Source organism: Pseudomonas corni (assembly GCF_057128765.1).
Genome location: NZ_JBSKHW010000026.1, coordinates 1 through 26,245 on the forward strand (window position 1 = coordinate 1; position 26,245 = coordinate 26,245).

Annotated in this window: 25 protein-coding genes and 1 pseudogene; 24 read left to right on the forward strand and 2 right to left on the reverse strand. The window is 60.6% G+C overall.

Annotation, left to right across the window (positions count from 1 at the left end):
- Positions 1 to 563: 563 nt before the first annotated feature.
- The 8 genes from poxB (at position 564) to ACWKV9_RS27270 (ending at position 9,863) form a co-directional block, all read left to right on the forward strand.
- Entirely contained in the window at positions 564 to 2,285 is a 1,722-nt protein-coding gene (gene poxB / locus ACWKV9_RS27235) for a ubiquinone-dependent pyruvate dehydrogenase (protein WP_483839212.1), read from the forward strand.
- Between the two features lie 327 nt (positions 2,286 to 2,612).
- A complete protein-coding gene (locus ACWKV9_RS27240; protein ID WP_483839213.1) occupies positions 2,613 to 3,464 on the forward strand; it encodes a MurR/RpiR family transcriptional regulator in 852 nt (283 codons plus the stop codon).
- Between the two features lie 56 nt (positions 3,465 to 3,520).
- Entirely contained in the window at positions 3,521 to 4,075 is a 555-nt protein-coding gene (gene ddpX / locus ACWKV9_RS27245) for a D-alanyl-D-alanine dipeptidase (RefSeq protein ID WP_483839214.1), read from the forward strand.
- 191 nt (positions 4,076 to 4,266) lie between these two features.
- The gene (locus tag ACWKV9_RS27250; protein WP_483839215.1) at positions 4,267 to 5,823 is read left to right on the forward strand and encodes an ABC transporter substrate-binding protein; all 1,557 of its coding nucleotides are present in this window, start codon (positions 4,267 to 4,269) and stop codon (positions 5,821 to 5,823) included.
- A 136-nt stretch (positions 5,824 to 5,959) separates the two neighbouring features.
- Complete coding sequence (locus tag ACWKV9_RS27255; RefSeq protein WP_483839216.1) at positions 5,960 to 6,976, forward strand: ABC transporter permease; 1,017 nt, start codon at positions 5,960 to 5,962, stop codon at positions 6,974 to 6,976.
- Between the two features lies 1 nt (position 6,977).
- Positions 6,978 to 7,877, forward strand: coding sequence for a D,D-dipeptide ABC transporter permease (gene ddpC / locus ACWKV9_RS27260; protein ID WP_483839217.1), 900 nt, complete (start codon positions 6,978 to 6,980; stop codon positions 7,875 to 7,877).
- Entirely contained in the window at positions 7,874 to 8,917 is a 1,044-nt protein-coding gene (locus tag ACWKV9_RS27265; RefSeq protein ID WP_483839218.1) for an ABC transporter ATP-binding protein, read from the forward strand. Before ddpC ends, ACWKV9_RS27265 begins: the two co-directional genes overlap by 4 nt.
- Positions 8,907 to 9,863, forward strand: a complete 957-nt coding sequence (locus ACWKV9_RS27270) for an oligopeptide/dipeptide ABC transporter ATP-binding protein (protein WP_483839219.1) — start codon at positions 8,907 to 8,909, stop codon at positions 9,861 to 9,863. Before ACWKV9_RS27265 ends, ACWKV9_RS27270 begins: the two co-directional genes overlap by 11 nt.
- A gap of 108 nt (positions 9,864 to 9,971) precedes the next feature.
- Here the strand turns inward: ACWKV9_RS27270 and ACWKV9_RS27275 are convergent, their stop codons facing one another.
- A complete protein-coding gene (locus tag ACWKV9_RS27275; protein ID WP_483839220.1) occupies positions 9,972 to 10,826 on the reverse strand; it encodes a LysR family transcriptional regulator in 855 nt (284 codons plus the stop codon).
- A gap of 136 nt (positions 10,827 to 10,962) precedes the next feature.
- Between ACWKV9_RS27275 and ACWKV9_RS27280 the strand changes: the two genes are divergently transcribed.
- The 3 genes and pseudogenes from ACWKV9_RS27280 (at position 10,963) to ACWKV9_RS27290 (ending at position 13,677) form a co-directional block, all read left to right on the forward strand.
- Positions 10,963 to 11,403: a VOC family protein gene (locus ACWKV9_RS27280; protein WP_483839221.1), complete on the forward strand. Its 441-nt coding sequence runs from the start codon at positions 10,963 to 10,965 to the stop codon at positions 11,401 to 11,403.
- A gap of 381 nt (positions 11,404 to 11,784) precedes the next feature.
- Positions 11,785 to 12,819, forward strand: a pseudogene (locus ACWKV9_RS27285) (HAMP domain-containing protein); the annotation flags it as partial.
- A gap of 93 nt (positions 12,820 to 12,912) precedes the next feature.
- Complete coding sequence (locus ACWKV9_RS27290; RefSeq protein ID WP_483839236.1) at positions 12,913 to 13,677, forward strand: methyl-accepting chemotaxis protein; 765 nt, start codon at positions 12,913 to 12,915, stop codon at positions 13,675 to 13,677.
- Between the two features lie 146 nt (positions 13,678 to 13,823).
- On the opposite strand, the gene ACWKV9_RS27295 is transcribed toward ACWKV9_RS27290, so the two are convergent.
- On the reverse strand, positions 13,824 to 14,717 hold the full coding sequence (locus tag ACWKV9_RS27295; protein WP_483839222.1) for an alpha/beta hydrolase: 894 nt from the start codon (positions 14,715 to 14,717) through the stop codon (positions 13,824 to 13,826).
- A gap of 385 nt (positions 14,718 to 15,102) precedes the next feature.
- Here ACWKV9_RS27295 and phnC point away from each other — a divergent pair, with 385 nt between their 5' ends.
- The 13 genes from phnC to phnP all read left to right on the forward strand — a co-directional run bounded on the left by phnC (position 15,103) and on the right by phnP (position 25,848).
- The gene (gene phnC / locus ACWKV9_RS27300; protein ID WP_483839223.1) at positions 15,103 to 15,936 is read left to right on the forward strand and encodes a phosphonate ABC transporter ATP-binding protein; all 834 of its coding nucleotides are present in this window, start codon (positions 15,103 to 15,105) and stop codon (positions 15,934 to 15,936) included.
- Between the two features lie 140 nt (positions 15,937 to 16,076).
- Positions 16,077 to 17,081: a phosphonate ABC transporter substrate-binding protein gene (gene phnD / locus ACWKV9_RS27305; RefSeq protein ID WP_483839224.1), complete on the forward strand. Its 1,005-nt coding sequence runs from the start codon at positions 16,077 to 16,079 to the stop codon at positions 17,079 to 17,081.
- Positions 17,082 to 17,160: 79 nt separating this feature from the next.
- Positions 17,161 to 17,949 (forward strand): phosphonate ABC transporter, permease protein PhnE, encoded by a 789-nt coding sequence (gene phnE / locus ACWKV9_RS27310; RefSeq protein WP_483839225.1) that lies wholly within the window; start codon positions 17,161 to 17,163, stop codon positions 17,947 to 17,949.
- 34 nt (positions 17,950 to 17,983) lie between these two features.
- On the forward strand, positions 17,984 to 18,718 hold the full coding sequence (gene phnF / locus ACWKV9_RS27315; protein WP_483839226.1) for a phosphonate metabolism transcriptional regulator PhnF: 735 nt from the start codon (positions 17,984 to 17,986) through the stop codon (positions 18,716 to 18,718).
- Between the two features lie 14 nt (positions 18,719 to 18,732).
- On the forward strand, positions 18,733 to 19,209 hold the full coding sequence (phnG, locus tag ACWKV9_RS27320) for a phosphonate C-P lyase system protein PhnG (protein ID WP_483839227.1): 477 nt from the start codon (positions 18,733 to 18,735) through the stop codon (positions 19,207 to 19,209).
- Positions 19,209 to 19,826: a phosphonate C-P lyase system protein PhnH gene (gene phnH, locus ACWKV9_RS27325; RefSeq protein WP_483839228.1), complete on the forward strand. Its 618-nt coding sequence runs from the start codon at positions 19,209 to 19,211 to the stop codon at positions 19,824 to 19,826. Before phnG ends, phnH begins: the two co-directional genes overlap by 1 nt.
- Positions 19,826 to 20,929 (forward strand): carbon-phosphorus lyase complex subunit, encoded by a 1,104-nt coding sequence (locus ACWKV9_RS27330; protein WP_483839229.1) that lies wholly within the window; start codon positions 19,826 to 19,828, stop codon positions 20,927 to 20,929. Before phnH ends, ACWKV9_RS27330 begins: the two co-directional genes overlap by 1 nt.
- On the forward strand, positions 20,926 to 21,801 hold the full coding sequence (locus ACWKV9_RS27335) for an alpha-D-ribose 1-methylphosphonate 5-phosphate C-P-lyase PhnJ (protein WP_483839230.1): 876 nt from the start codon (positions 20,926 to 20,928) through the stop codon (positions 21,799 to 21,801). The genes ACWKV9_RS27330 and ACWKV9_RS27335 overlap by 4 nt, the downstream gene beginning before the upstream one ends.
- Positions 21,798 to 22,640: a phosphonate C-P lyase system protein PhnK gene (gene phnK / locus ACWKV9_RS27340; RefSeq protein WP_483839231.1), complete on the forward strand. Its 843-nt coding sequence runs from the start codon at positions 21,798 to 21,800 to the stop codon at positions 22,638 to 22,640. The genes ACWKV9_RS27335 and phnK overlap by 4 nt, the downstream gene beginning before the upstream one ends.
- A gap of 22 nt (positions 22,641 to 22,662) precedes the next feature.
- On the forward strand, positions 22,663 to 23,379 hold the full coding sequence (phnL, locus tag ACWKV9_RS27345) for a phosphonate C-P lyase system protein PhnL (protein WP_483839232.1): 717 nt from the start codon (positions 22,663 to 22,665) through the stop codon (positions 23,377 to 23,379).
- Complete coding sequence (locus ACWKV9_RS27350) at positions 23,373 to 24,542, forward strand: alpha-D-ribose 1-methylphosphonate 5-triphosphate diphosphatase (protein WP_483839233.1); 1,170 nt, start codon at positions 23,373 to 23,375, stop codon at positions 24,540 to 24,542. The genes phnL and ACWKV9_RS27350 overlap by 7 nt, the downstream gene beginning before the upstream one ends.
- Positions 24,542 to 25,108, forward strand: coding sequence for a phosphonate metabolism protein/1,5-bisphosphokinase (PRPP-forming) PhnN (gene phnN, locus ACWKV9_RS27355; protein ID WP_483839234.1), 567 nt, complete (start codon positions 24,542 to 24,544; stop codon positions 25,106 to 25,108). The genes ACWKV9_RS27350 and phnN overlap by 1 nt, the downstream gene beginning before the upstream one ends.
- The gene (phnP, locus tag ACWKV9_RS27360) at positions 25,099 to 25,848 is read left to right on the forward strand and encodes a phosphonate metabolism protein PhnP (protein WP_483839235.1); all 750 of its coding nucleotides are present in this window, start codon (positions 25,099 to 25,101) and stop codon (positions 25,846 to 25,848) included. Before phnN ends, phnP begins: the two co-directional genes overlap by 10 nt.
- The last annotated feature ends 397 nt before the right edge of the window (positions 25,849 to 26,245 follow it).

Here is a 26,245-nt window from a genome sequence, read left to right on the forward strand (position 1 = left end):
ATATGGGAGCCTGCGCCCGGTAATATTCCTGCCGTTCGGTTTCGTTGAGACCGAAACAGTAGTGTCTTAACCGCTTCCCAAACATCGTTTTCGCTCCTGCGAAGTACGGGGCAAAGTCCGTGACTACCGGCCACATCCATGTGCCGCTCAAAGCGCGCTCGAACTAATCCGAGGCGACGCGTCGTTGGCAAAGGAAGGTAGGTGGGCGCTGGCAGGAATGCCATGCCCAAAACGCGATCAAGAAGGGTCTTAGGAAGTTAAGAGATAAGTCCTACAAAGCAGCGCCCAGAAGCCTCGCGAATGAATTCCCTCCTACAGTTTTCAGGTAACTGCCCAAGCACATCCGTTCAATCACTGAACTGTGCAGGGTGGTACTTGTCGATTTGAGACAACGCTCGTTACCTGGCTGATTTATGAAGTCTTTGTAGGAGCTGACGAGCAACGCGAGGCTGCGATGCGGTTTGCCTGATACACCGCGATCGCAGCCTCGCACGGGCTCGTCAGCGCCTACACCACCGAGTCAGCCCCGAGCGCTAACCCGCATCGACAAGGAACCCAAGCCCATGTCCAGCAAAACCGTTGCCGACCATCTCGCGCAAACTCTTCTCGCCGCAGGCGTTTCCAAGATCTGGGGCGTCAGTGGCGATAGCCTCAATGGCCTGACCGACAGCCTCGAACGCCTGGGCAAGATCCAGTGGATGCACACCCGTCACGAGGAGGTCGCAGCCTTCGCAGCGGGCGCGGAAGCGGCATCCACTGGCAAGCTGGCGGTGTGCGCCGGGAGTTGCGGGCCGGGCAATTTGCATTTGATCAACGGCTTGTATGACTGCCATCGCAGCCGTGTTCCGGTGCTGGCGATTGCCGCGCAGATCCCGTCTTCCGAGATCGGCCTGGATTATTTTCAGGAAACCCACCCCACCGAACTGTTCAAAGAGTGCAGCTACTTCGTTGAAGCCGTCAGCAGCGCCGAGCAGTTTCCAAAGGTGCTGGAGCGGGCGATGCGCGCGGCCATCAGCCAACGCGGCGTGGCGGTGATTGTGATCCCGGGCGACGTCGCGTTAAGCGAAGCGCCGGACGTAAAGGCGGCCTGGGTCGATCACGAACCGGCACTGGTCACCCCGACCGATAAAGACCTGCAGCGCATCGTCGACGTGCTGGACAAGTCCAAGGCCGTCACCATTCTGGCCGGGGCAGGGTGCGCCGACGCTCATGATCAAGTCGTGGCACTGGCCGAAAAGCTCAACGCCCCGGTGGTCCACGCTCTGCGCGGCAAGCAGTACATCGAGTACGCCAACCCTTACGACGTGGGCATGACCGGCCTGATCGGTTTCAGCTCCGGGTATCACGCGATGATGGCCTGCGACACACTGGTCATCCTCGGTAGCAGCTTTCCGTATCGCAATTTCTACCCGGACAAAGCCAAGGTCATTCAGATCGACATCGACCCCACCGCGCTCGGCCGTCGTGTTGCGCTGACGGTGGGGGTCGCCGGCGGGGTCAAGGAAACCGTTGACGCGCTGCTGCCACGGCTTAAAGATCACACAGACCGCCGTTTCCTCGACAAGGCGCTGGATCACTACGCCAAGTCTCGCGAAGAGCTGGACGAACTGGCGACACCGTCTGCACCCGGTCAGCCGATTCACCCGCAGTACCTGACCCGTCTGGTGGATGCTTACGCCGATGCCGACGCGATCTTCACTGTGGATGTGGGCACGCCGACCCTCTGGGCAGCGCGCTACCTGACCATGAACGGCAAGCGGTCGCTGATCGGCTCGTTCAATCACGGCTCGATGGCCAACGCCATGCCGCAAGCCCTCGGCGCCAAGGCAGCGCACCCGCAACGCCAGGTCGTGGCGCTGTGTGGTGACGGCGGGCTGTCGATGTTGCTGGGCGATCTGCTGAGCATTCGCCAGTTGAACCTGCCGATCAAACTGGTGGTGTTCAACAATAGCTCGCTGGGTTTTGTCGCCATGGAAATGCAGGCCAGCGGCTATGTGCCTCATGACACTGATTTCGACAGCACCAGTTTTGCCAATATCGCCATCGGCGCGGGGATTCTGGGGATTCGCGTCGAAGACTCCGCTGACCTGCCTCAAGCGCTGAAACGAGCCTTCGAGCATCCGGGGCCAGTGTTGGTTGATGTCGTCACGGCGAAACAGGAACTGGGCATCCCGCCGAAAATCAAACTGGCCCAGGCCAAAGGTTTCAGCCTGTTCATGCTCAAGGCCGTGATGAACGGCAAGGCGGATCAAGTGCTTGAATTGGCCAAAACCAATTTGCGCTAGTAGTCCCACCGCAGAACCCTGTGGGAGCGGACCTTTCTGCGAAGAGGTACGTTCAGTTGATGAAATTCTATCGTCTGAACGTCAGTCTTCGCGGACAGGCCCGCTCCCACAATTGCATGAAATACCGCGTAAAACCGCCCACAAAAAGCGCATTTCCCCTCCTGCCCGCACCACCCTGAATCATTAAATCCCCCTTCTAAAATCTCTTGAAAAAAAGCGTTGTGCCATCAGAAATACGGGTGTTATGTTGGTAACATCCTGTAGCGAAATGCACGGTAGATAACATTCTTCGTCATTTCGCAGATTCAGATAGGCGGCGGATTTTCTATGCAGAAGAGCAGTTTTCTCGACACGCTGGAGCAGCGCTTCACCAGCCTGACGCCCACCGGCAAGCGTATCGCCGGTTACCTGCTGGCGAACCCGCAAAAGCTGCCGTTCGAGACGGCTGACAGCATCGCCCAGCAAACCGACACCACCGGCATCTCCGTTGGCCGGTTCCTGCGTTCATTGGGTTATCGCAACATCGACGACGTCAAACAAAGTCTGCGCGGCGATTCCGGCAACCCATGGGTGATCACTGACCGCCTTGGCGCGTTTCGCGAAGAAGGCACCCATGGCGACGCGCTGGAGCGTTCGATGAACCGGGAAATCGAGGCCATCCAGCGCGTCTACGAGCTGGCCCGAGGCGAAGTGTTCGCCCGCATCGTCGAGAAACTTCACAGCGCGGACGCCGTGTTCATCGTCGGGCTGCAAACCACTCGCGGGATTCTCAACGCGTTCTTCAGCCATCTGGAATACATCCGGCCTAAGGTCTACTACGTCGACGGGCTGTCCGGGACTTACGCCGAATCGCTCAACTCGCAGTTTGAAAACCCCTACGCGCTGATTGCCGATTTCCGCACCTATTCCAGCGTGACCCGCACGTTCTGCGAGGTCGCCAGCCAGCAAGGTTTGCCGCTGGCCTTCATCACCGATTTTCACTGCCCGTGGGCGCGGGATTACCCGATGGACCTGTTGCAACTGCAATCGGACGTGGGGCAGTTCTGGGACTCGTTGGCACCGCTGACGTGCCTGTTCAACCTGATGGTCTCTGCCGTCGCTGAAAAATACGGCGACCGGCTGGATGAACGTCTGGCGAAGAATCGTCAGCTGCAACAACTGTTCGGGCAGTTCGAATAACCGTCGTTGAACTGCCGTACCGAAACCGCTTTTAGCCGATGTCTGGAGTGCTTTACGTGAACAACCCCCTTGTGGAAATCGACGCTCAGGCGCTTCACCTGGAGATCGACCTGATCTACGCAGGAGTCGACAACCTGGCCGGTAAACAGATCTACCAGGACCCGCGCTGCCTGCTGCACCGCGACGCCGAAATCTGCCTGCGCAAGGCCAGCCGCCTGGCGCGTCAGGCCGGCTTCAGTCTGAAGATCTTCGATGCCTATCGCCCGCCCTACGCGCAGTACCTGCTATGGGCCGCGCTGCCGAACCCGGAATACGTGCGCGACCCGAGCCTGGGTTCCCATCACAGCCGGGGCGTGGCGGTGGACTTGACGCTGATCGATGCCGACGGCCAGGCGCTGGACATGGGCACCGGTTTCGATGACATGCGTGAGCAATCCCATCAGTTCTACGCAGACCTACCGCCCCAGGTGCAGCGCAACCGATTGCTGCTGCTGGGAATCATGCTCGGCGCAGGCTTTACCTACATCGACAGCGAGTGGTGGCATTTCGAGCTGCCGGACGCCGACGACTACCCGCTGATCGACGACACCTCGATCAAGCAAGCGCACTAAAGAACACGCAGCACCGTGACACCTGACCGGGACGAACAAGATCCCGGCGTGAATCTGGCGATGGGCTACAGGAAAATCCTGAGCGAACGCCATGTCGAACGCCCGAAACTGCGTTCGAGCTTTAACTGCCCGGTATAGCACCAACAACAAACCTGACGAACTTTCCCACATCGAACGATCAAGGAACCGGCATGAAATCATTCACTTCCTCACGCAAGCTGGCGATGGCAGTCCTCTGCACCGCCATGGGTCTGGGTGCCTGGCAATCGGCCAGCGCAGCCGTGCCGCAAGACACCCTGATGATCGGCAAACCGTCCGATCCGCAGACCCTCGACCCGGCCGTGACCATCGATAACAACGACTGGGCCGTGACCTATCCGTCCTACCAACGCCTGGTCACCTACAAGGTCGAGAATGGCAAGGGCAGCACCGAAGTCGCAGGCGAGCTGGCCAGCAGCTGGACCACATCGGCGGACAGTCTGGTCTGGGAGTTCAAACTCAAGCCCGGCAATAAATTCGACGATGGCGCCGAAGTCACCGCCGAAGCCGTGAAGTTCTCCTTTGATCGCGTGATGAAGCTCAAGCAAGGCCCGTCCGGCGCGTTCCCGGATGACATGGCGGTGTCGGTGGTCGACCCGATGACCGTGCGCTTCACCCTGAAAACCCCCTATGCGCCGTTCCTCTCGACCCTGGCCCACAACGGCGCGGCCATCGTTAACCCGGACGTGGCGAAAAAACCGGAAGGCGCTGACGCCTACCTGTCGACCCACACCGCAGGTTCCGGCGCGTTCAAGCTGGTCAGCTGGCAGAAAGGCCAGACCCTGACCATGGACCAGAACGCCAACTACGCCGGCACCAAGCCGACGCTGAAAAAGGTCGTGATCAAGATCATCGGCGAGGCCTCGGTGCGTCGTCTGCAACTGGAACATGGTGATCTCGACATCATCGAAGACATGCCCGAAGACCAGCTCGAAGCGTTGAGCAAGAAACCTGGCATCGTCGTTGGCGACTACCCGTCGCTGCGCGTCACGCTGCTGTACCTGAATAACAAAAAAGCCCCGATGAGCGACCCGAACGCACGTCGAGCCATCGTCGAAGCGCTGGATTACGACGGCATCATCAACGGTATTCTCAAAGGCAAAGCCAAGCCCATGAATGGGCCGATCCCTCAGGGCATGTGGGCTTACGACGAGAAGCTGCCGGTGCCGAAGCAGGACGAAGCCAAAGCCAAGGCAGACTTCGCCAAAGTCACGCCGAAGGTCGCGAACCTCAACTTCATGTATTCCGACAAGGATCCGAACTGGGAACCGATCGGCCTGACCCTGCAAGCCAACCTGCAAGCGGTGGGCGTGAACCTGAAGATGGAAAAACTGGCCAACGCCACCATGCGTGAGCGTCTAGGCAGCGGTGATTTCGACGTGGCCATCGGTTCCTGGAGCCCGGACTTCGCCGACCCCTACATGTTCATGAATTTCTGGTTCGACTCCAAGCTGCAAGGCCTGCCGGGCAACCGTTCGTTCTACAACAACCCGGACGTCGACAAACTGGTGCGTGATGCTGCCGCCAACAACGACATCGCCCAGCGCACCGAGATGTACCAGAAAGCGCAGAAAATCGTGATCAACGAAAGCGCCTATGCGTACCTGTACCAGAAGGCCTACACCTTGCCGATGAGCAACAAGGTCAAGGGTTACGTGTTCAATCCGATGCTGGAACAAGTGTTCAACGTCGACACGATCACCAAGTAAGTCATCACCCCTCTGTGGGAGCGAATTCATTCGCGAGAAATGGTCCAGGCGACAGATCTCTATCGTTTGTGCAGCCACCTCGCGAACACGTTCGCTCCTACAGAGGGTCGTTACGCGGCTTTGACCGAGGTGCCTGATGGCCTTCCTGACTACTGTGCGTAAACGCCTGTCCGGCTTGTTGCTGGTGGTGTTTGGCGTTTCACTGATTACCTTTTCGATCTCGCACCTGATCCCGGGCGACCCCGCGCGTTTGATCGCCGGCGACCGCGCGACAGATGAGATCGTGCAGCACATCCGCCACCAGTTGGGGCTGGATTTGCCGCTGTATCAACAATACGGGCGTTACATGCTCGACCTGTTCCATGGCGATCTCGGTACCTCGATTCGCACCAGTCGCCCGGTGCTTGAGGACCTGCAAGCGTTCTTCCCGGCGACCCTGGAACTGGCGCTGGCCGCCCTGACGCTGTCGATCCTGATTGGCGTACCGCTGGGCGTGTTGTCGGCGGTGTACCACAACCGTTTCATCGATCAGGTGGCGCGCACGCTGGCGGTCACCGGGATTTCAACTCCGGCGTTCTGGCTGGGGCTGGGCCTGATCGTGCTGTTCTACGGCCACCTGAACTGGCTGCCTGGCAGCGGACGACTGGATGAGGGCTTGGACCCGCCGCGCACCGTCACCGGTTTCTACCTGATCGATGCGTTGCTGATGGGCGACATGGCGCTGTTTTCCAACGCGCTGCAGCACCTGATCCTGCCGGCAATCACGCTGGGCTTCGTCAACCTCGGCGTGGTGGCTCGGCAAATCCGCTCGGCCATGCTCGATCAGCTGGGCGAGGACTACATCCGTACAGCGCGGGCGTATGGCCTGTCGAAATGGGCGGTGATCTTGCGCCACGCTTTGCCCAACGCGCTGATCCCGTCGGTGACAGTATTAGGTCTGACTTTGGGTGATCTGCTTTATGGCGCGGTGCTGACCGAAACCGTGTTCGCCTGGCCGGGCATGGGCGCTTACGTGGTCAAGTCGATCCAGTCGCTGGATTTCCCCGCCGTGATGGGCTTCGCGATTCTGGTGTCGTTCATTTATGTACTGCTCAACATGGTCATCGATCTGCTGTACCGCTTGATCGACCCGCGCATTCGCGAGGTGAACTGAGATGTCTACACCCATTACCGCCCCCGTCGTTGCGCCGCTGCCCAAGGCTGCGCGCTGGCAGGACAAGTTCGCTTACCTGGCCTATCAGGTACGCCGCAGCCCGCTGACCATGGCCGGCTTGCTGATTACTCTGATGGTGTTGCTGTGCATGATTTTTGCGCCGTGGCTGGCGACCCATAACCCCAACGCGCTGGACCTTGCTCACCGCCTGGCCGCGCCGTCCGCTGCGCATTGGTTCGGCACCGATGAAGTCGGTCGCGACCTGTTCAGCCGCGTGTTGTACGGCAGTCAGCAATCGGTGGGTGTCGGACTGTTCGTGGCCTTCGCTTCGTGTTTTGTTGGCGGTTTGCTGGGCTGCATGTCGGGAATCATCGGCGGGCGCTTCGACGGCCTAATGATGCGCCTCATGGACATCATGCTGTCGGTGCCGTCGCTGGTGCTGATCATGGCGCTGGCTGCTGCACTGGGCCCGAGCCTGTTCAACGCCATGCTGGCAATCACCTTGGTGCGGATACCGTTCTACGTGCGCCTGGCCCGTGGGCAAGCGCTGAGCATTCGCCAAATGGGTTACGTGAAAGCCGCTGAAACCTTCGGCGCCGGGCGCTGGCACATGGTCCGCTGGCATGTGGCGCGCAACGCCATGCCACCCTTGTTGGTGCAACTAAGCCTGGACATCGGCAGCGCGATCCTCATGGCCTCGGCGCTGGGCTTCATCGGTCTGGGCGCGCAACAGCCGACGGCGGAGTGGGGCGCGATGGTCGCTACCGGGCGCAACTACATCCTCGATCAATGGTGGTACTCGACGTTTCCGGGCGTGGCGATTCTGATCACCGCCACCGGGTTCAATCTGCTGGGCGATGGCGTGCGTGATCTGCTCGACCCTCGGCAACAGGGGAAATGACCATGCATACCCAAGCTTCAATCACGCCCACTGCACAGGCGCCCGTGCTTGCCATCGACAATTTGTGCATCGAGTTTCCGGCTTACAAAAGCACCGTTCAGGCGTTGAACGGCGTGACCCTGCACGTCAATCCCGGCGAAATCGTCGGAGTCATTGGCGAGTCCGGTTCGGGAAAATCGGTGACAGCCATGCTCAGCTTGAGGCTGTTGCCGGAGCGTTCGTATCAGGTCAAAAGTGGCAGCCTGAGCATCCTCGGTCGCGACATGCTGCTGGCCAAAGAGAAGGACTTGCTCAAGGTCCGTGGCCGCGATGCAGCGATGATTTTTCAGGAGCCGATGACGGCGCTCAATCCGACCCGGCGCATCGGGCGGCAGATGCTCGACGTGATCATCCATCACCAGCAACTGAGCAAAGCCGAGGCCCGCGCCAAGGCTGTCGCGCTGTTGCGCGATATGCACATCGCTGACCCCGAACAGATCATGGAAAGCTACCCGTTCGAGCTGTCGGGCGGCATGCGCCAGCGGGTGATGATTGCGCTGGCATTCTCTTGCGATCCGCAGTTGTTGATCGCCGACGAACCCACCACCGCGCTGGACGTGACGGTGCAGCGCCAGGTGCTGTTGCTGCTGCGGGAAAAGGCCCGCCAGCGCGGCACGGCGATTCTGTTGATTACCCATGACATGGCGCTGGTCTCGCAGTTCTGCGACCGGGTTTACGTGATGTACACCGGCGCCGTGGTGGAGCAGGGCGTGACGGCAGAGGTCATGGCTGATCCGCGCCATCCGTACACCCAAGGATTGCTCAGCGGCTTGCCGGAACAGGTCGAGCCTGGCACGGATTTGATGACCATTCCGGGGCAAGTGCCGAACCTGTCTGCGCTGCCCCAAGGGTGTACGTTCAGGGACCGCTGCGGGTTTGCGATGCCCAAATGTCTTACGCGTCCGCCGCTGATCGCTGTGGACGCCTTGGCCGATCGCAAAAGCGCGTGTTGGCTGCAGGAACCCGGTCGCTCCAACGGAGGCCTATCTGATGCTCAATGACAGCCCAAACATTCTCGATCTTGAGGAAGTCCGTGTGCATTTCCCCGTCGGCAACGACTGGCTCGGCCGCCCCAAATCAGTCGCCCATGCGTTGAATGGCATCGACCTGCAAGTGCGCGCCGGCGAAACCCTGGGCGTGGTCGGTGAGTCCGGCTGCGGCAAGAGCACGCTGGCGCAATTGCTCATGGGGTTGATCAAACCCACCACGGGCGCGTTGAACTGGATCTACAACGACGCTCGCGAGCGCAGCAGCAACGTGCAGATCGTGTTTCAGGACCCTCAGTCCTCGCTGGACCCGCGCTTGCCAATCTGGAAAATCATCACCGAGCCGCTGTTCGTGCAGCGTGCCGCGCCCCGTCGAGACATGCGTGACATCGCGGCCAATGTGGCGTCTCAGGTCGGCATTCGCACTGAGTACATGGATCGATTCCCCCACCAGTTTTCCGGTGGGCAGCGGCAACGGATCGCTATCGCCCGGGCCTTGTCGTCGAACCCGGACATCATCGTGCTGGATGAGCCGACCTCCGCGCTGGACATTTCGGTGCAGGCGCAAATCCTCAATCTGCTGGCCGAACTGCAGCGCAGCCGCGACCTGACCTACATCCTGATCTCGCATAACGTCTCGGTGGTCCGGCACATGGCCGATCGGGTAGCGGTGATGTATCTGGGGCAGATCGTCGAACTGGGCAGCGCCGCCGAAGTACTGGAACGGCCGCGTCATCCGTACACGCAATTGCTGTTGGAAGCGGTGCCGCGCCTGGGCGTGCCGGTGGACGATGCGCAGATTGCCGCGCCCACGGAATTGCCGGGCAATCGAAACCTGCCCACCGGGTGTTTCTTCCGCGACCGCTGCCCGAAGGCCACGACTGGCTGCGAAAAACCCCAGGCGTTGTTAGCGGCAAAGGGGAGTGCGGAACTGGTGCGTTGTCATTTGGCGCAGGCCTGATGCGGTCACCCTGTAGGAGCGCGCTTGCCCGCGATTGGCGGTGTCAGTCTCCATTGATGTGTCTGATGAAACGCATCGCGGGCAAGCGCGCTCCTACAGAAAGGCCCTCTACCCCAAACACTCGCGAAACAACCGATGCAACGGCAGCTGCCGGTTGGCATGACGCATGATCAGTACCAATTCACGGTGGAAGGTCAGCGCACCTAATTCAATCACCCGAATATTGGCCTCCCGCTCCAGCCACAAACCGGCTTGCGGCACCAATGACACCCCCAGCCCGGCCTCGACCATCCGCACCAGCGCTTCCACCTCGTCCAGTTCCAGCCCAGGATTGATGTCGATCTTCTGCTCACGCAAAAACCGGCTCACCTGGCGCCCTCCGAATGAATGCCGGTCGTAGCGCACGAAGCGATGCTCCCGGAGCAACTGCAGCGGATCGTCGCCGGAAGTTTGCGCAGGGGCGATCAGCACGAACGGCTCGCGCCTGAGCACTTCCAGGTGCAGATCCTTGGGCAGCGCGAAGGGCGGGTGAATCAGAATCGCCAGATCGATCTCGCCGGCGTCGACGCTGTTCAGCAAGTGCTGCGACACCCCAGGCCTCACCTTGGCTTCGATGGCGGGTGCCTCGCGGTTCAGGCGTACCAGCGCATCCGGGAGCAAGCCGGTCTGTACCGTGGCAATGGCGCCGATCACCAGCTCGCCGAAGTAGCCGCTGTCGTGTTCTGGTTTTGCCATTCGCTCATAAATCTCGATGATCTCCCGTGCCATGGGCAGGGCACGCTGACCGGCGGCGTTCAGAATGGCGCTGCGCCCGCTGCGATCGAACAAGCTGCTGCCAAGGGCTTTTTCCAGCGTACGGATTTGAGCGCTGACTGCCGATTGGGTGAGCCCGATATGGTTGCCCGCAGCGACGAAGGTGCCGAGGCGGGCAACGGCCAGCAGGGTTTTCAATTCCCGGATCATATTGCTCTCACTGAACGAAGCTCATCAGGCACGTTTGATTAATCAAAAAAATTCGTGCTCGACACGAAAATTATGAGTTTTCAATTGAAGATTCAATGGGCAAAGATACGTCCATTCACCATAAAGAGACATCACCGTGACCACACCGACCTCGACGCTTTCTCCGTTTCACCTGGCCATTCCAGTCTACGACCTGGCCGCTGCGCGTCACTTCTACGCCAACGTGTTTAACCTGCCGGAAGGCCGCTCCAGTGATCATTGGGTGGATTTCGACTTCTTCGGCCATCAACTGGTGATTCACGAACACCCGAAAACCGACTCCCAGGCCCATGCCGGCAGCAACGCGGTGGACGGTCACGACGTGCCGGTGCCGCATTTTGGCGTGGTGCTGGGTTGGGAAACCTGGGAAGCACTGGCCGAGCGGTTGCGCGGGCAGGGCGTGAAGTTTGTGATCGAACCCTACGTGCGATTTAAAGGGCAGGTGGGTGAGCAAGCGACGATGTTCCTGTTCGACCCGTGCGGCAATGCGCTGGAGTTCAAGGCGTTCAAGGACATGTCGCAGTTGTTTGCCAAGTAACAATCACGCGTTGCCCCAATCACGGGCACCGCGCCAAACCCGTGGTAGCCTGAAAATCAGCAGCGCCTCGGGACTATTGTGGGAGCGAACCTGTTCGCGAAGGCGGTGGTTTGGGCGATAGAGACGCAGCGGATGCACCCGGTTTGTACCCGGACAGGTCCGCTCCCACGTTAGGGTTACAACATTCCAGCAATCGTTATATGCATGCGTTAATTAACTTTCCACCACTCGTCACCCCCAACTAACGCCTCCTTCAAACCGGCCGACATATATCTCAGGCCGCGTCTTCCCTTTTGCCGAGCAAGCCCGTACAAAGCGCAGCGCGTGCCTATCCGGTGGTGCTCACCCCTCGCTGTCATTCCTGTTGATGGATACAAACGTATGATCAGAAGTCTTGGCTTCAGCAGAAAGATCCTGCTGGCTGCCGCGTTGATAGTTGTCGTCGCGTTCTCGCTGTTTATTGTGGTGAACGATTTCCGACAACGGGAAACCCTGAAAAACAATGTGGACTCTGAACTTACCCAGTTAGGCAGTCTGACCACGCAAAATATTCAGACGTGGCTGGACGGTCGCACCCAGTTGCTGCACTCGATGGCACAACAAATCGCCGTAGACGGTCCAGCGCAGGCCAATTTGCAGCGCGCCATCGGCCTGCCGGTTTACCCGGAAAACTTCCAGCTCAGCTATTTCGGCGGCAAGGACGGCGTGATGTTCTCGGTGCCTGCGGGCAATCGTGCGGCTGATTACGACCCTCGCGCCCGTGGCTGGTACAAAGCTGCCGATGCTGCCCAGACCACCATCGTCACCGAACCTTACATCGCCGCGTCGTCTGGCAAGCTCGTCGTAACCCTGGCGACTCCGGTTCGTCAACAGGGCCAGATGATCGGCGTCGCGGGCGCCGACATCTCGCTGGACGCCATCAGCAAAACCATCAACTCGCTGAACTTCGGCGGCCACGGTTATGCGTACATCGTCAGCGCCGACGGCAAGATTCTGATTCACCCCGACAGCAAACTGGTGCTCAAGAATGTCAGTGAGGCCTATCCCGACGGCGCGCCGAAAATCGCACCGGGCGTGGCCGAGATTGAATCCGCTGGCAAGGCGCAGTTCATCTCCTTCACCAAAGTCCAGGGCCTGAGTTCGGCCAACTGGTATGTGGCGCTGGTGCTGGATCGCGATGCGGCCTATTCGATGCTCAGCGAATTCCGCTCCTCGGCGATCACGGCCATGTTCATTGCCGTGGCGATCATCATCCTGTTGCTGGGGCTGTTGATTCGCGTGCTGATGCGACCACTGCATCAGATGGGCCGCGCGATGGCTGATATTGCCGATGGCGAAGGCGATCTGACCAAGCGGTTGATCAACGATTCCAACGATGAGTTCGGCCAGATGGCGCAGTCGTTCAACCGCTTCGTCGAGCGCATCCACGGCTCGATCCGCGAAGTGGCGTCCACCGCCGGGCAGCTAGGCGAAGTCGCCGCCCGGGTGGTGGGGGCGTCCAATTCCTCGATGAGGAATTCCGATCAGCAAGCCAACCGCACCACCAGCGTGGCCGCCGCGATCAACCAACTGGGCGCCGCCGCTCAAGAGATCGCGCAGAACGCAGCCTTGGCCTCTCAGCATTCCAGCCAGGCCAGCCAGTTGGCGAGTGAAGGGCAGGGCGTTGTCAGCCAGACAATCACGGCGATGAATCAGCTGTCGGAGAAGATCAGCGAGTCGTGCGTCAACATCGAAACCCTGAACAACAAGACCGCCAACATCGGGCAGATTCTGGAAGTGATTTCCGGCATTTCCCAGCAGACCAATCTGCTGGCCCTGAATGCTGCGATTGAAGCAGCGCGGGCGGGTGAAGCGGGCCGTGGATTTGCCGTGGTGGCCGACGAGGTGCGCAACCTGGCTCACCGCACCCAGGATTCGGCGCAACAAGTACAGAAGATGATTGAAGAGCTGCAAGTCGGCGCGCGGGATGCGGTGGCGAACATGACCGAGAGCCAACGCCAGAGCGAAAGCAGCGTGGTCATCGCCAACAAGGCCGGCGAACGGCTGGGCAGCGTGACCCAGCGCATCGGCGAAATCGACGGCATGAACCAGTCAGTGGCGACGGCGACCGAGGAGCAGACTGCCGTGGTGGAGTCGATCAACGTCGACATCACCGAGATCAACACGCTGAACCAGGAAGGTGTCGACAACCTCAAATCCACCCTCGACGCCTGCTCGCACCTGGAACACCAGACTGCGCGGTTGCAGCATCTGGTGGGTACTTTCCGGATCTGAAAACACAGCGTTCCAGCAGGTCAATGTGATTCACACTGTGGGAGCGGACCTGTTCGCAAAGGCGTCGGTACATTCAGCACATCTTTAGTGTCTGAAATGATGTCTTCGCGGACAGGTCCGCTCCCACGGGTTTAGCGCTCCTGAAGTCACGGTTTTTCGGGCAACCCTGCCGCTATCCGCAGCGCGGGATACAGCGCCGTACTGAACATCTGCCCATGGTTACGCCCACTGGGCTGCTCATAGGTCGCATCGGTATTGGGCAGGGTCGCCAGATGCTCGGCCAGTATGCGGTTGGAGTCATTCGGCACCGCCGCCATGGCTTTTCTTCTTTCCGGCGAACCGTTATCGAACTGCCCCACCGGCGGCTTGCCTTCCCGTTCCCCGCGCATGATGCGCACTGTTCTCGGTTGATCGCCGGTGAATCGCTGCAACGCCATGCCGTTGTCGAAGGTCATCGGCTGGAACCACAGCGAAGGGCTGGCGGCGAACCAGGTCTGGAAGGCTTCGGGTTTTTCAAGCAGCGCGTACAGCACGAACAACCCGCCGAACGAATGTCCCCAGAGCATCTGCCGCGATTGATCGACGGCGTAACGCGCCTGTACGTCGGGTTTGATTTTGCTCTGGATCAACTCCAGAAACGCCGCAGAGGTCGCCCCGGTGTAATCCCGGGTGCGCTGCTGCATGTCGTAGGTGGCATCGATGTCGTAACCGATCATTACCAACAGCGGCGGGCTGCCTGCTTCCAGCTTCTCCAGCCAGTCATCACGCAGCTCGGCCATGACGTTGTTGCCATCGAGCAGGTAAATCACTGGGTAGCCCGCGTCGGGCGCTGCTTTTTTCGGAACGGCGATGTCAAGGCGGTAGTGGCGCTGACCGTCCGGGGAGTCGACGTTCAGGCGTTCAAAGGTGTAATGGGCCGAGCCAGTCGCGGCCAGAGGCGGGGTGTTTTCGGCGACATTGCCTGCGGCGTAGGCCATTAACGGCAGGGCGCCGAGCAAAGTGATCGACAGGGTTTTTTTCATGGTTTGAATCCAGTTCATGGGTGCGCGCTCGTTGTTCAATTCGTAACTCCGCGTCAAACGCGATGGTCGGTCGCCAGTCTGTAGGAGCCAACTTGTTGGCGAGAAATTCAGGCGGCGTGCCAAACAGTACGTCTCGCGAACAAGTTCGCTCCTACAGAGAGTGGCCCTGACTTGTCTAGCCCACAGGCCCGCAAGGCCGCGATTCTTGGCTCAGATGTCGGCCAAAACCCCGCAAAACCCTACCTCAAACCTTCAACAAACTGTTATCCCACGTTCATCTTCGGTTCACCGAACTGCCACACGCTCTCTCTATTGTCACTCGCACCGCAGCCAGCCATGGACCGGTTTGGCGGCTCGTCAATTCACGGTGGCAGGACGCCAGCCCCACAAGACAGAGAAGCCTATGAACGCAGCCATCCATGTCGACCGTTTGAACAAGACATTTGCCCGCAAGACCGCTCTGGTTGATCTCGCATTGTCTATACAACCCGGAGAAATGGTCGCGCTGATCGGCGCTTCGGGCTCCGGCAAATCTACCCTGTTGCGTCATCTCGCGGGCCTGGCTTGTTGTGATCGCAACAACGGCGGCAAGGTTCAGGTGCTGGGCCGTGAGGTGCAATCCGCCGGCCGCTTGAACAGTCAGGTACGCCGCCTGCGTGCCGACATCGGCTACATCTTTCAGCAATTCAACCTGGTCAATCGCCTCAGCGTTATCGATAACGTGCTGCTCGGCTGCCTGGGTCGCATGCCCCGTTGGCGCGGCAACCTGGGGCTGTTCAACGCCGAGGAAAAGCAACGAGCCATGGAATCACTGGCTCGCGTCGGTCTGGCCGATCTGGCTCATCAGCGCGCCTCGACACTCTCCGGCGGTCAGCAGCAGCGTGTGGCGATTGCCCGCGCTCTGACCCAGCGCGCCGAAGTCATTCTGGCAGACGAACCCATCGCTTCGCTGGACCCGGAATCGGCGCGCAACGTCATGGAAATCCTCGCCGACATCAACCGTCGCGACGGCAAGACCGTGGTCGTGACCCTGCATCAAGTGGATTACGCCGTGCGCTATTGCCCGCGTGCTGTGGCTTTGAAGGGCGGGCGCATTCATTACGACGGCAAGGGCAACGAGCTGAGTAGCCAGTTTCTCAATGACCTGTATGGCGGCGATCTGGACACCAGCCTCATGTTTTCCGATCAGGCCCGCAAACCCGGCAAACCGCCGCGATTGGCGCTGGCCCAAGCCTGAACACATTCGTACGTCACCCAGAATCCCCTGTAGGAGCGAACTGGTTCGCGAGGCGTTTTTCCTGACACACCGCGTCAGCCGCCTCGCCAACCAGTTGGCTCCTACAGACAACGCACAACCTCTCGATTCAGGAGCACTCAATGTTGAACAGTATCGGTCGCGTGTTCGCGTCTGCCGCCTTGCTCGCCAGCTGCTTGCTGGGTAACGCGCAAGCCGACGACAAGGTCATCAACTTCGGCATCATGTCCACCGAGTCTTCGCAAAACCTGAAAAGCGTCTGGCAGCCGTTCCTCGACGACATGACGAAAAAGACCGGCCTGAACGTCAAGGCCACCTTCGCCTCCGACTACGCCGGGCTGATTCAGGGCATGCGTTTCAACAAGGTCGATGTCGCCTGGCTGGGCAACAAGGCGGCGATGGAAGCCGTGGACCGTTCCGGCGGTGAAATTTTCGCCCAGACCGCTGCCGCCAATGGCGCGCCGGGTTACTGGAGCGTGATCATTGCGCGCAAGGACAGCCCGATCAATTCGGTCGAAGACATGCTCAAGCACGCCAAAGAGCTGACCTTCGGTAACGGCGATCCAAACTCCACCTCCGGCTACCTGATCCCCGGCTACTACGTGTTCGCCAAGAACAACGTCGACGCCGCCACCGCGTTCAAACGCACCCTCAATTCCAGCCACGAAGTAAACGCCCTGAGCGTCGCCAAAGGCCAGCTGGACGTCGCCACCTTCAACACCGAAAGCTGGGACCGCCTGGAAGTCACCCAGCCGGACAAAGCCGCGCTGCTCAAAGTGATCTGGAAATCCCCGATCATCCCCGCCGACCCAATGGTCTGGCGCAAGTCGCTGTCGGACGACGACAAAAACAAGATCCGCGAATTCTTCGCCACCTACGGCGACACCGACGAAGAAAAGGCCGTGCTCAAGAACATGCAGATGGGCAAGTTCCTCAAGTCCTCTGACGACCAGTTGCTGACCATCCGCCAGCTTGACCTGTTCAAGCAGAAGTCCGAAGTCACCGCCAGCACCACCCTCGATGCCAATGAAAAGGCCACGCGCCTCAAAGCCATTGATGACGGCCTGACCAAGCTTCAGGACCGTATCTCGGAGCTGGAAAAACAAGGCACCGCCAAAGCGGGCTGACCGGTGAAGCGCGGTGTTGCGGCACCGCGCCCACTGACGAGTTCGAGCTGTCGTTTTTTACCCTGCAACGGGATCGTTTATGACCACTCAAGCTGTATACGCCGAGACCGTCGGCAAGCGCTCCTGGAGCCGATACCTGGGCTGGGGCCTGTTCGCCGCGATGATGGCCTGGGCCTGGCACGGCGCCGAAATGAACCCGATGGCGCTGTATCGCGACTCCGGAAACATGGCGACCTTCGCCGCTGACTTCTTCCCGCCGGACTTTCACGAATGGCGTTCGTACCTCAAGGAAATGATCGTCACCGTGCACATCGCCCTGTGGGGCACCTTGTTGGCGATCGTCTGCTCGGTGCCGCTGGGCATTCTCTGCGCCGACAACATCACCCCATGGTGGATTCATCAGCCACTGCGCCGGGTCATGGATTCCTTTCGCTCGATCAATGAAATGGTCTTCGCGATGCTGTTCGTGGTCGCGGTCGGTCTGGGCCCGTTCGCTGGTGTCCTGGCGTTGTGGATCAGCACCACCGGCGTGCTCGCCAAGTTGTTCGCCGAAGCGGTGGAAGCCATCGATCCGGGGCCGGTTGAAGGGGTGCGCGCCACCGGGGCCAGTGCGCTGCAGGAAGTGATTTACGGGGTGATCCCGCAGGTGCTGCCGCTGTGGATTTCCTACGCACTGTACCGCTTCGAATCCAACGTGCGCTCGGCGACGGTGGTAGGGATGGTCGGGGCGGGTGGCATCGGCGTGATTCTCTGGGAAAACATCCGCGCGTTCGAGTTCGTTCAGACCTGCGCCGTGTTGCTGGTGATCATCGTGGTGGTCAGCGTGATCGACATCATCTCGCAGCGCCTGCGCAAGCAATTTATCTAACTGACAGGAGAGGGTGCGAACCCTTTTTTTAGCCATGTACTTGTCTAGACAATCCGAGCAGTTGCACCGCGAACCTGTGCCCCGCGAACCCGTTTACCGCGAGCTGGCCGACACCCTGCGCAGTGAGTTGAGCGGTTTCAATGCAGGCGAATACCTGCCCGCCGAGATTCAGCTCGCCGCACGTTTTTCGGTCAACCGGCACACCGTGCGCCGGGCCATCGACGAACTGGTGCGCGAGGGCAGTCTGCTGCGCCGCCAGGGCAAGGGCACCCAAGTCCTGGGTCGTCCGTTGATTTACCCGGTGGCCGCCGAAAGCGCCTACAGCCAATCGCTGTCGGCTCAGGGCCATGGCGTTGAAGCGATCCTGTTGCAGCGCCGCCACTGCATCGCCACCCGCGAAGACGCCGAACACCTCGGCCTGCCTGAACACGCGCCGCTGATTGAACTGCAAACCCTGCGTCGTCTCGATGGCCAGCCGGTAAGCCTGATTCGTCACCGCTATTGCGCCAGCTATGCGTCTTTGCTCACCGACTACAAAAGCGGTTCCGTGCGTCAGTTTCTGGCCGCGCGCGACCTGCAACTGACGCGCACCTTCAGCCTGATTGGCGCGCGTTTACCCAGCCGCGAAGAAGCCAGCGTATTGCTGATGCCGCGTCACCTTCCGGCGCTGACCGTGCTCACTCTTTCCCGCGATGCGGCGGGCCGTCCGGTGGAGCTTGCGCAGTCCACCAGCCGCTCCGACCGCTTCCAGTACCAGGTCGTCACATGATGGAGATGCCTCTGATGCCTGCCTCATCCCCGAACCCTGAAAGCCCTTTGGATCAAGACAATGCCGAACGTCAGCACTGGATTGGCGTGCTGTCCCGCGCCCGCAGTGCTGATTTGAAAGCCCATGAACCGGCCCTGCGCGACGCCGAATACCAACTGATCCGGGCGCCAGAAATCGGCATGACCCTGGTCCGTGGTCGCATGGGCGGCAGCGGTGCGCCGTTCAACGTCGGTGAAATGAGCGTCACCCGTTGCGTGGTTCGCCTGGCCGACGGTCGTACCGGTTACAGCTATCTGGCCGGGCGCGACAAAGCCCATGCCGAACTGGCGGCCCTGGCCGATGCACACCTGCAAGGCCCGCAACAGGCTCACTGGTTGAGTGAGCTGATCGAACCCCTGGCGCAGGCACAAGCGGCCCGCCGGGCCCGGAAAGAAGCCGAAACCGCAGCGACCAAAGTGGAGTTCTTCACCCTGGTCAGAGGAGAAAACTGATGAGCGCTACTCTTTCACAGTCCGCAGTTTTACAGCCCGCATTCGCCGATCCCGTGCTCGACGCCCAGCGCAGTTTCCGCGCCGCCCTCAAAGCACTCGCAGGACCAGGCGTTGCGCAAAACCTGTTACCCGCGCAACTGCCGCCGCATCTGGAAGGCCTGGCTGCTGCCAGCCACGCCCTGTGCCTGGCGTTGCTGGATATCGACACGCCGCTGTGGCTCGCGCCCAAATTCGACACCCAGGCGATTCGCGCCAACCTGACTTTCCATTGTGGCTGCCCAATTGTCAGCGACCGCCAGAACGCGCGCTTTGCGTTGCTCGACGACAGCCAGTTGCATGACCTGAGCGGCTTCGACCTGGGCAACGACCGTTATCCCGATCAGTCCTGCACGCTGCTGGTTCAATTGCCGGCGCTTGAGGGTGGACGTCAGCTGTCCTGGCGCGGGCCAGGCATCCAGAGCGAAAACCAGGTGGCGCTGCCACTGGCAGAAGACTTCTGGCAAGAACGCGAATCGCGCAACGACTTCCCTCGGGGCATCGACGTGTTCTTTCTCGCCGGCAGTGAACTGATGGGACTGCCACGCAGCACCCAGGTCGCGTTCCAGGGAGGTGCCTGATGTACGTTGCAGTTAAGGGTGGCGAACAGGCCATCGACAATGCGCACAAAGTGCTGGCGAAAAAGCGTCGTGGTGACACCTCGATTGCCGAACTGGACGTCGAGCAGATCCGTCAGCAATTGCCGCTGGCTGTGGCCCGCGTGATGACCGAAGGCTCGCTGTATGACGAGCAACTGGCAGCGCTGGCGATCAAGCAGGCGGCGGGAGATCTGGTGGAGGCGATTTTCCTGCTGCGCGCCTACCGCACAACGTTGCCGCGCTTCACCGCCAGTCTGCCGATCAATACCGGGAACATGCTGCTCAGCCGTCGTCTGTCGGCCACGTTCAAGGACGTGCCGGGCGGTCAATTGCTGGGGCCGACTTTCGATTACACCCATCGCTTGCTCGACTTCAGCTTGTTGGCAGAAGGCGAATATCCCGGCCCGCAGTTGCCGGAAAATCCCGCCGTCCAAGCCTGTCCTCGGGTCTTGGGACTGCTGGCCAAGGAAGGCCTGATCAAGGAAGAAGCCGACACCGGCGAAGCCATCGCCGACATCACCCGCGAACCGCTGGAGTACCCGGCCAGCCGTGCGCAACGGCTGCAGGCCCTGGCCCGTGGCGATGAGGGTTTCCTGCTGGCGCTAGGCTATTCGACCCAACGCGGTTACGGGCGTAATCACCCATTCGCCGGGGAAATCCGCATCGGCGAAGTGGACGTTTGGATCGAGCCTGACGAGTTGGGCTTTCCGATTGCCATCGGTGCTATCGAAATCACCGAGTGCGAGATGGTCAACCAGTTCGTCGGCTCCGGCAGCGAACCTGCGCAGTTCACCCGAGGCTACGGATTGGCGTTCGGTCACGCCGAGCGCAAGGCCATGGGCATGGCGCTGGTGGACCGCTCGTTGCGCGCCGAAGAATACGCCGAAGAAATCATGTCTCCCGCGCAACAGGAAGAGTTCGTGCTGGCCCACTGCGACAACGTCGAGGCCGCCGGTTTCGTCTCGCACCTCAAGCTGCCGCACTACGTCGACTTCCAGTCCGAACTGGAACTGATCCGCAAGCTGCGCAAACCCTTCAAAGACCAGGCGCCCACCAAGGTGCAACCTCAGGAGGTCGGCCAATGAATGCCGCCACACAACCCCGGCCTGCGCGGGATGAGGCTTACAACTTCGCGTACCTGGACGAACAAACCAAACGCATGATCCGTCGCGGTCTGCTCAAAGCGGTGGCGATTCCCGGTTATCAAGTGCCGTTCGGTGGCCGCGAAATGCCGCTGCCCTATGGCTGGGGCACCGGCGGCATGCAACTGACGGCCGCGATTCTTGGCGCCGATGACGTGCTGAAAGTCACCGATCAGGGCGCCGACGACACCACTAACGCGGTGTCGATTCGCCGGTTTTTCGCCCGCACCGCAGGCGTCGCCACCACCGAGCGTACCCCCGAAGCGACGATCATCCAGACCCGTCACCGGATTCCGGAAATGCCCTTGAGCGCCGATCAGATCATGGTCTATCAGGTGCCCAATCCAGAGCCGTTGCGCTTCATCGAACCGCTGGAAACCGAAACCCGGACCATGCACGCGCTCAACGATTACGGGGTGATGCACGTCAAGCTCTACGAAGACATCGCCACTTTCGGCCACATCGCCACGGCTTATGCGTACCCGGTCACTGTCAACGACCGCTACGTGATGGACCCCTCGCCAATCCCCAAATTCGACAACCCGAAACTGGACATGAGCCCGGCGCTGATGCTGTTCGGCGCCGGTCGCGAGAAGCGCCTGTACGCGGTGCCGCCTTACACCAGAGTCAGCAGCCTGGACTTCGAAGACCACCCGTTCGAAGTGCAGAGGTGGGAACAGAACTGCGCCATCTGTGGCAGCCACGAATCGTTCCTCGACGAGCTGATTCTCGACGATCAGGGCACCCAGAGCTTCGTCTGTTCGGACAGCGATTACTGCGCGCAACGCGTACTCCAAGGGGAGAGCGGCCAATGAATACTGCCCATGCAATCAACGACACCATTCAGATTGACCGTGCTGCCGACCGCGCACAGCCGCTGCTCAAAGTACGCGGCCTGGGCAAATTGTATGGTCCGGAAAAGGGCTGTCATGACGTCAGCTTCGAGCTGTATCCGGGGGAAGTGCTGGGCATCGTCGGTGAGTCGGGCTCCGGCAAGTCCACCTTGCTGTCGCTGCTCAGTGGCCGTTGCCCGCCGGACGCCGGACGCATCGATTACCGCCGCGCCGACTCGCACAAAGGCGCCGGTCAATGGCTGGATCTGTACAGCGCCAGCGAGGCCGAGCGCCGCACCTTGCTGCGTACCGAGTGGGGTTTCGTTGAGCAGAACCCGCGCGACGGCCTGCGCATGGGCGTCTCGGCCGGGGCCAACATCGGTGAGCGTTTGATGGCCCAGGGCGTGCGCAATTATCAGGCGCTGCGGGCTGCGGGGCTGGACTGGCTGAATCAGGTTGAGATCGATCCGGCACGCATCGATGACCTGCCGCGGACCTTTTCCGGCGGCATGCAACAGCGGCTGCAAGTGGCGCGCAATCTGGTGTCTGGCCCGCGTCTGGTGTTCATGGACGAACCCACCGGCGGCCTTGACGTTTCGGTGCAAGCGCGGCTGCTGGACTTGATGCGCGGCCTTGTGCGTGAACTGGATCTGGCGGTGGTGATCGTCACCCACGACCTGGCGGTGGCGCGCTTGCTGGCGGATCGCTTGATGGTCATGCGTCGCTCCAGGGTGGTCGAGACCGGTCTGACCGATCAGATCCTCGACGACCCGCAGCATCCTTATTCGCAGCTGCTGGTGTCTTCGGTCCTGCAGCCTTGATCCGGTCTTTGGAGTGCTTTTGATGAACACGTTGATCGAGGTCCGTGACCTCTCGAAAACCTTCACCTTGCACCAGCAGAACGGTGTGGTGCTAAACGTGCTGCGCGGGCTTAGCTTCTCGGTACGGGCTGGCGAATGCCTGGTGCTGCACGGCCAGTCCGGCGCCGGTAAAAGTACGTTGCTGCGCACGCTGTATGGCAACTACCTGCCAGCGGGCGGCAGCATCCGCGTTCAACACCAAGGCCAATGGCTGGAACTGGTGGGCGCCGAGCCCCGGGAAGTGCTGGCGGTGCGTCAGCAAACCCTGGGTTACGTCAGCCAGTTTCTGCGGGTGATTCCCCGGGTATCGACCCTGGACGTGGTGATGGAACCAGCGCTTTCCCGAGGCTGGGAGCGCTCGCAAGCCAAGGCCCGCGCCGAGCATTTGCTGGCGCGGCTGAACATTCCGCAGCACTTGTGGCAACTGGCGCCGGGGACCTTTTCCGGCGGCGAACAGCAGCGGGTCAACATTGCTCGCGGCTTCATGGTGCCGTGGCCGCTGATGCTGCTCGATGAGCCGACCGCGTCCCTGGACGACACCAACCGCCAAGTGGTGCTGGAACTGATTAACGAAGCCAAGGCCACAGGCGCCGCCGTGATCGGTATTTTCCATGACCGTCTGGCCCGCGAAGCGGTGGCCGACCGTCACCTGGACATGACCCCGGTGGAGCTGACTGCCAAGGAGTTGCTCGAATGCTGACCGAACAGATTCTGACCAATGCCCGAATCGTCACTGGCGACCAGGTGTTCAACGGCACGGTGGTGCTGCGCGACGGCCTGATCAGTGAGGTCGAGACTGGCCTCAGCCGCCTACCAAACGCGCAAAATCTGAACGGCGATTACTTGCTGCCCGGCCTGGTGGAACTGCACACCGACAATCTGGAAAAGCACCTGAGCCCGCGCCCTGGTGTGGATTGGCCGTCGGCTTCTGCGATCATCAGCCATGACGCGCAGATCATCGCGGCGGGCATCACCACGGTGTTCGACGCGCTGTCCATCGGCGACGTCAACCCCAAGGGCAAACGCATGCAGCAGTTACCGGGGATGATCGACGCCATCGCCAAGGCCAACGCCTCGGACATGACCCGCGCCGAACACCGCCTGCACCTGCGCTGCGAGGTCTGCCACCCGGATACCCTCAGCGTGTTCCGCGATCTGGTGGAGCAACCGCTGGTGCAACTGGTGTCGGTGATGGACCACTCGCCAGGTCAGCGTCAATTTGCCCTTGAATCCAAGTATCGCGAGTACTACATGGGTAAATACCACCTGAGCAGCGAGCAGATGGACGAATTCATCGTTGAGCAGGTCGCCAACTCGAAAACTTATAGCGACCGTTATCGCCGGGCCATCGTCGATATCTGCATGGCGCGGGGGTTGTCTGTCGCCAGTCACGATGACGCGACGCTTGCGCACGTTGAGGAGTCGGCGGCCTATGGCATGTCCATCGCCGAATTCCCGACCACGATGGAAGCCGCCGAGGGCTGCCGTCGCTTGGGCATGAGCGTGTTGATGGGCGCGCCGAACATCGTTCGCGGCGGATCGCACTCGGGCAACATCGCGGCGGCGACTCTGGCCAAAGAAGGGCTACTGGATATTCTGTCCAGCGACTATTATCCAGCGAGTCTGTTGCAGGCGGCGTTCGCGCTGGCCGCGCAACTGGACTCTTTTGGGCAGGAGGGCGGCCAGGAAGAGGGTCTGGCCAAGGCGATGGACACGGTCAGTGGCGCACCGGCCAGGGCGGCGGGGCTCAATGATCGCGGCGAAATCCGTGTGGGTCTGCGGGCCGATTTGATTCACGCCAGAAGCCACGGCACGCTGCCGGTGATCCAACAGGTCTGGCGACAGGCGAAGAGGGTGTTTTGATGGCAGGCAGGTTGATCTATCTCATCGGACCGTCCGGTTCGGGCAAGGACAGCCTGCTGGATGCGGCGCGCGAACCGATGGCCCAACGTGGCTGCCGGATTGTGCGTAGGGTCATCACCCGTTCGGCGGAAGCAAAGGGGGAGGCCGCACAGGCGGTCAGCGTTGAGCGGTTTCTGACGATGCAGGCCCAAGGCGAATTTGCGTTGAGCTGGGTTGCCAACGGCCTGCACTACGGCATTCCCAAAGAGATCGATGAATGGCTGGCGGATGGGCATGACGTGCTGATCAACGGCTCGCGTGGGCATATGCCTCTGGCCCGCGAGCGTTATCCTGAATTGTTGGCGGTGCTGCTGACGGTGGATCAGGCGGTATTGCGTCAGCGCTTGCTGGCGCGGGGGCGCGAACCGCTGGACGAAATCGATGCACGACTGGCGCGCAATGCCCAGTTTGCATCGGAGCTGTTGGCCGGCGATTCGCGGGTGTTCCTGCTGGATAATTCAGGCCCGTTGACCGGCACGGTCGCCCGGTTGATTCATCATCTGGATCGCGAGCGCGTATGCGTCTGACGTTGCTTGGCACCGGCGATGCGCGTCAGGTGCCGGTCTATGGCTGCCAGTGCGCGGCGTGTCTGGCAGCCCATGAGGATTCGCGTTGGCGGCGGCTGCTGTGTTGCGCGCTGGTGGAAGTGGGGGATCAACGCTGGTTGATCGACAGCGGCTTGGCTGACCTCACCGAGCGCTTTGCTCCCGGCAGTCTGAGCGGGATTCTGCAGACCCATTACCATGCCGATCACGCACAGGGCCTGTTGCATTTGCGCTGGGGGCAGGGGTTGGTGATTCCTGTGCATGGCCCGGCAGATTCTGAAGGGCTCGCGGATTTGTACAAACATCCGGGAATTCTGGATTTCAGTCAGCCGTTCGCAGCGTTTGAAACGCGGCAGTTGGGTGATCTGAGCGTCACCGCTTTGCCACTGGTGCATTCCAGGCCGACGCTGGGTTATTTGTTGGAAGGTGACGGGCGTCGTATTGCTTATTTGACCGATACGGTTGGATTGCCTGATGACACCACGGCGTATCTGCAACGGTCGCCTCTGGATGCGCTGATCCTCGACTGCTCAATGCCGCCCCAGCCCCAGGTGCCGCGCAACCACAACGATCTGAACCTGGCGCTGCAGATCGTCCAGGCATTGCAGCCACGGCAAGCAGTGCTGACCCATGTCGGCCATACCCTGGACGCATGGCTGATACACGAACCGCGCGAGCTACCCGCCAACGTCACCATCGCCCGCGACGGCATGATCCTGTAGGCGCGAACCTGTTCGCGAGCGTTATGCCTGACACACCGCATCAATCCCTCGCCAACAAGTTGGCTCCTACAGTCTTGCGCCGTTCAAAAATATCGAGTGTAGGAGCGCGCTTGCCCGCGATGACGGTGTGTCTGTGACGCATAGGTAGACTGATCCAACGCCATCGCGGGCAAGCGCGCTCCTACGGGTTTTGTTTGCTGCGAATGGTCCGGCACAAAAGCCCTGTAGGCGCGAACTTGTTCGCGAGCGTTATGCCTGACACACCGCATCAATCCCTCGCCAACAAGTTGGCTCCTACAGTCTTGTGCCGTTCAACACTGTCGAGTGTAGGAGCGCGCTTGCCCGCGATGACGGTGTGTCTGTGACGCATAGGTAGACTGATCCAACGCCATCGCGG

What these genes read in the sequence shown, in the direction of transcription:
- poxB (WP_483839212.1), top strand. Translation starts at nt 564, where the DNA reads ATGTCCAGCAAAACCGTTGCCGACCATCTCGCGCAAACTCTTCTCGCC.
- ACWKV9_RS27240 (WP_483839213.1), top strand. Translation starts at nt 2,613, where the DNA reads ATGCAGAAGAGCAGTTTTCTCGACACGCTGGAGCAGCGCTTCACCAGC.
- ACWKV9_RS27250 (WP_483839215.1), top strand. Translation starts at nt 4,267, where the DNA reads ATGAAATCATTCACTTCCTCACGCAAGCTGGCGATGGCAGTCCTCTGC.
- ACWKV9_RS27255 (WP_483839216.1), top strand. Translation starts at nt 5,960, where the DNA reads ATGGCCTTCCTGACTACTGTGCGTAAACGCCTGTCCGGCTTGTTGCTG.
- ddpC (WP_483839217.1), top strand. Translation starts at nt 6,978, where the DNA reads ATGTCTACACCCATTACCGCCCCCGTCGTTGCGCCGCTGCCCAAGGCT.
- ACWKV9_RS27265 (WP_483839218.1), top strand. Translation starts at nt 7,874, where the DNA reads ATGACCATGCATACCCAAGCTTCAATCACGCCCACTGCACAGGCGCCC.
- ACWKV9_RS27270 (WP_483839219.1), top strand. Translation starts at nt 8,907, where the DNA reads ATGCTCAATGACAGCCCAAACATTCTCGATCTTGAGGAAGTCCGTGTG.
- ACWKV9_RS27275 (WP_483839220.1), bottom strand. Translation starts at nt 10,826, where the DNA reads ATGATCCGGGAATTGAAAACCCTGCTGGCCGTTGCCCGCCTCGGCACC.
- ACWKV9_RS27290 (WP_483839236.1), top strand. Translation starts at nt 12,913, where the DNA reads ATGAGGAATTCCGATCAGCAAGCCAACCGCACCACCAGCGTGGCCGCC.
- ACWKV9_RS27295 (WP_483839222.1), bottom strand. Translation starts at nt 14,717, where the DNA reads ATGAACTGGATTCAAACCATGAAAAAAACCCTGTCGATCACTTTGCTC.
- phnC (WP_483839223.1), top strand. Translation starts at nt 15,103, where the DNA reads ATGAACGCAGCCATCCATGTCGACCGTTTGAACAAGACATTTGCCCGC.
- phnD (WP_483839224.1), top strand. Translation starts at nt 16,077, where the DNA reads ATGTTGAACAGTATCGGTCGCGTGTTCGCGTCTGCCGCCTTGCTCGCC.
- phnE (WP_483839225.1), top strand. Translation starts at nt 17,161, where the DNA reads ATGACCACTCAAGCTGTATACGCCGAGACCGTCGGCAAGCGCTCCTGG.
- phnF (WP_483839226.1), top strand. Translation starts at nt 17,984, where the DNA reads ATGTACTTGTCTAGACAATCCGAGCAGTTGCACCGCGAACCTGTGCCC.
- phnG (WP_483839227.1), top strand. Translation starts at nt 18,733, where the DNA reads ATGCCTGCCTCATCCCCGAACCCTGAAAGCCCTTTGGATCAAGACAAT.
- phnH (WP_483839228.1), top strand. Translation starts at nt 19,209, where the DNA reads ATGAGCGCTACTCTTTCACAGTCCGCAGTTTTACAGCCCGCATTCGCC.
- ACWKV9_RS27330 (WP_483839229.1), top strand. Translation starts at nt 19,826, where the DNA reads ATGTACGTTGCAGTTAAGGGTGGCGAACAGGCCATCGACAATGCGCAC.
- ACWKV9_RS27335 (WP_483839230.1), top strand. Translation starts at nt 20,926, where the DNA reads ATGAATGCCGCCACACAACCCCGGCCTGCGCGGGATGAGGCTTACAAC.
- phnK (WP_483839231.1), top strand. Translation starts at nt 21,798, where the DNA reads ATGAATACTGCCCATGCAATCAACGACACCATTCAGATTGACCGTGCT.
- phnL (WP_483839232.1), top strand. Translation starts at nt 22,663, where the DNA reads ATGAACACGTTGATCGAGGTCCGTGACCTCTCGAAAACCTTCACCTTG.
- ACWKV9_RS27350 (WP_483839233.1), top strand. Translation starts at nt 23,373, where the DNA reads ATGCTGACCGAACAGATTCTGACCAATGCCCGAATCGTCACTGGCGAC.
- phnN (WP_483839234.1), top strand. Translation starts at nt 24,542, where the DNA reads ATGGCAGGCAGGTTGATCTATCTCATCGGACCGTCCGGTTCGGGCAAG.
- phnP (WP_483839235.1), top strand. Translation starts at nt 25,099, where the DNA reads ATGCGTCTGACGTTGCTTGGCACCGGCGATGCGCGTCAGGTGCCGGTC.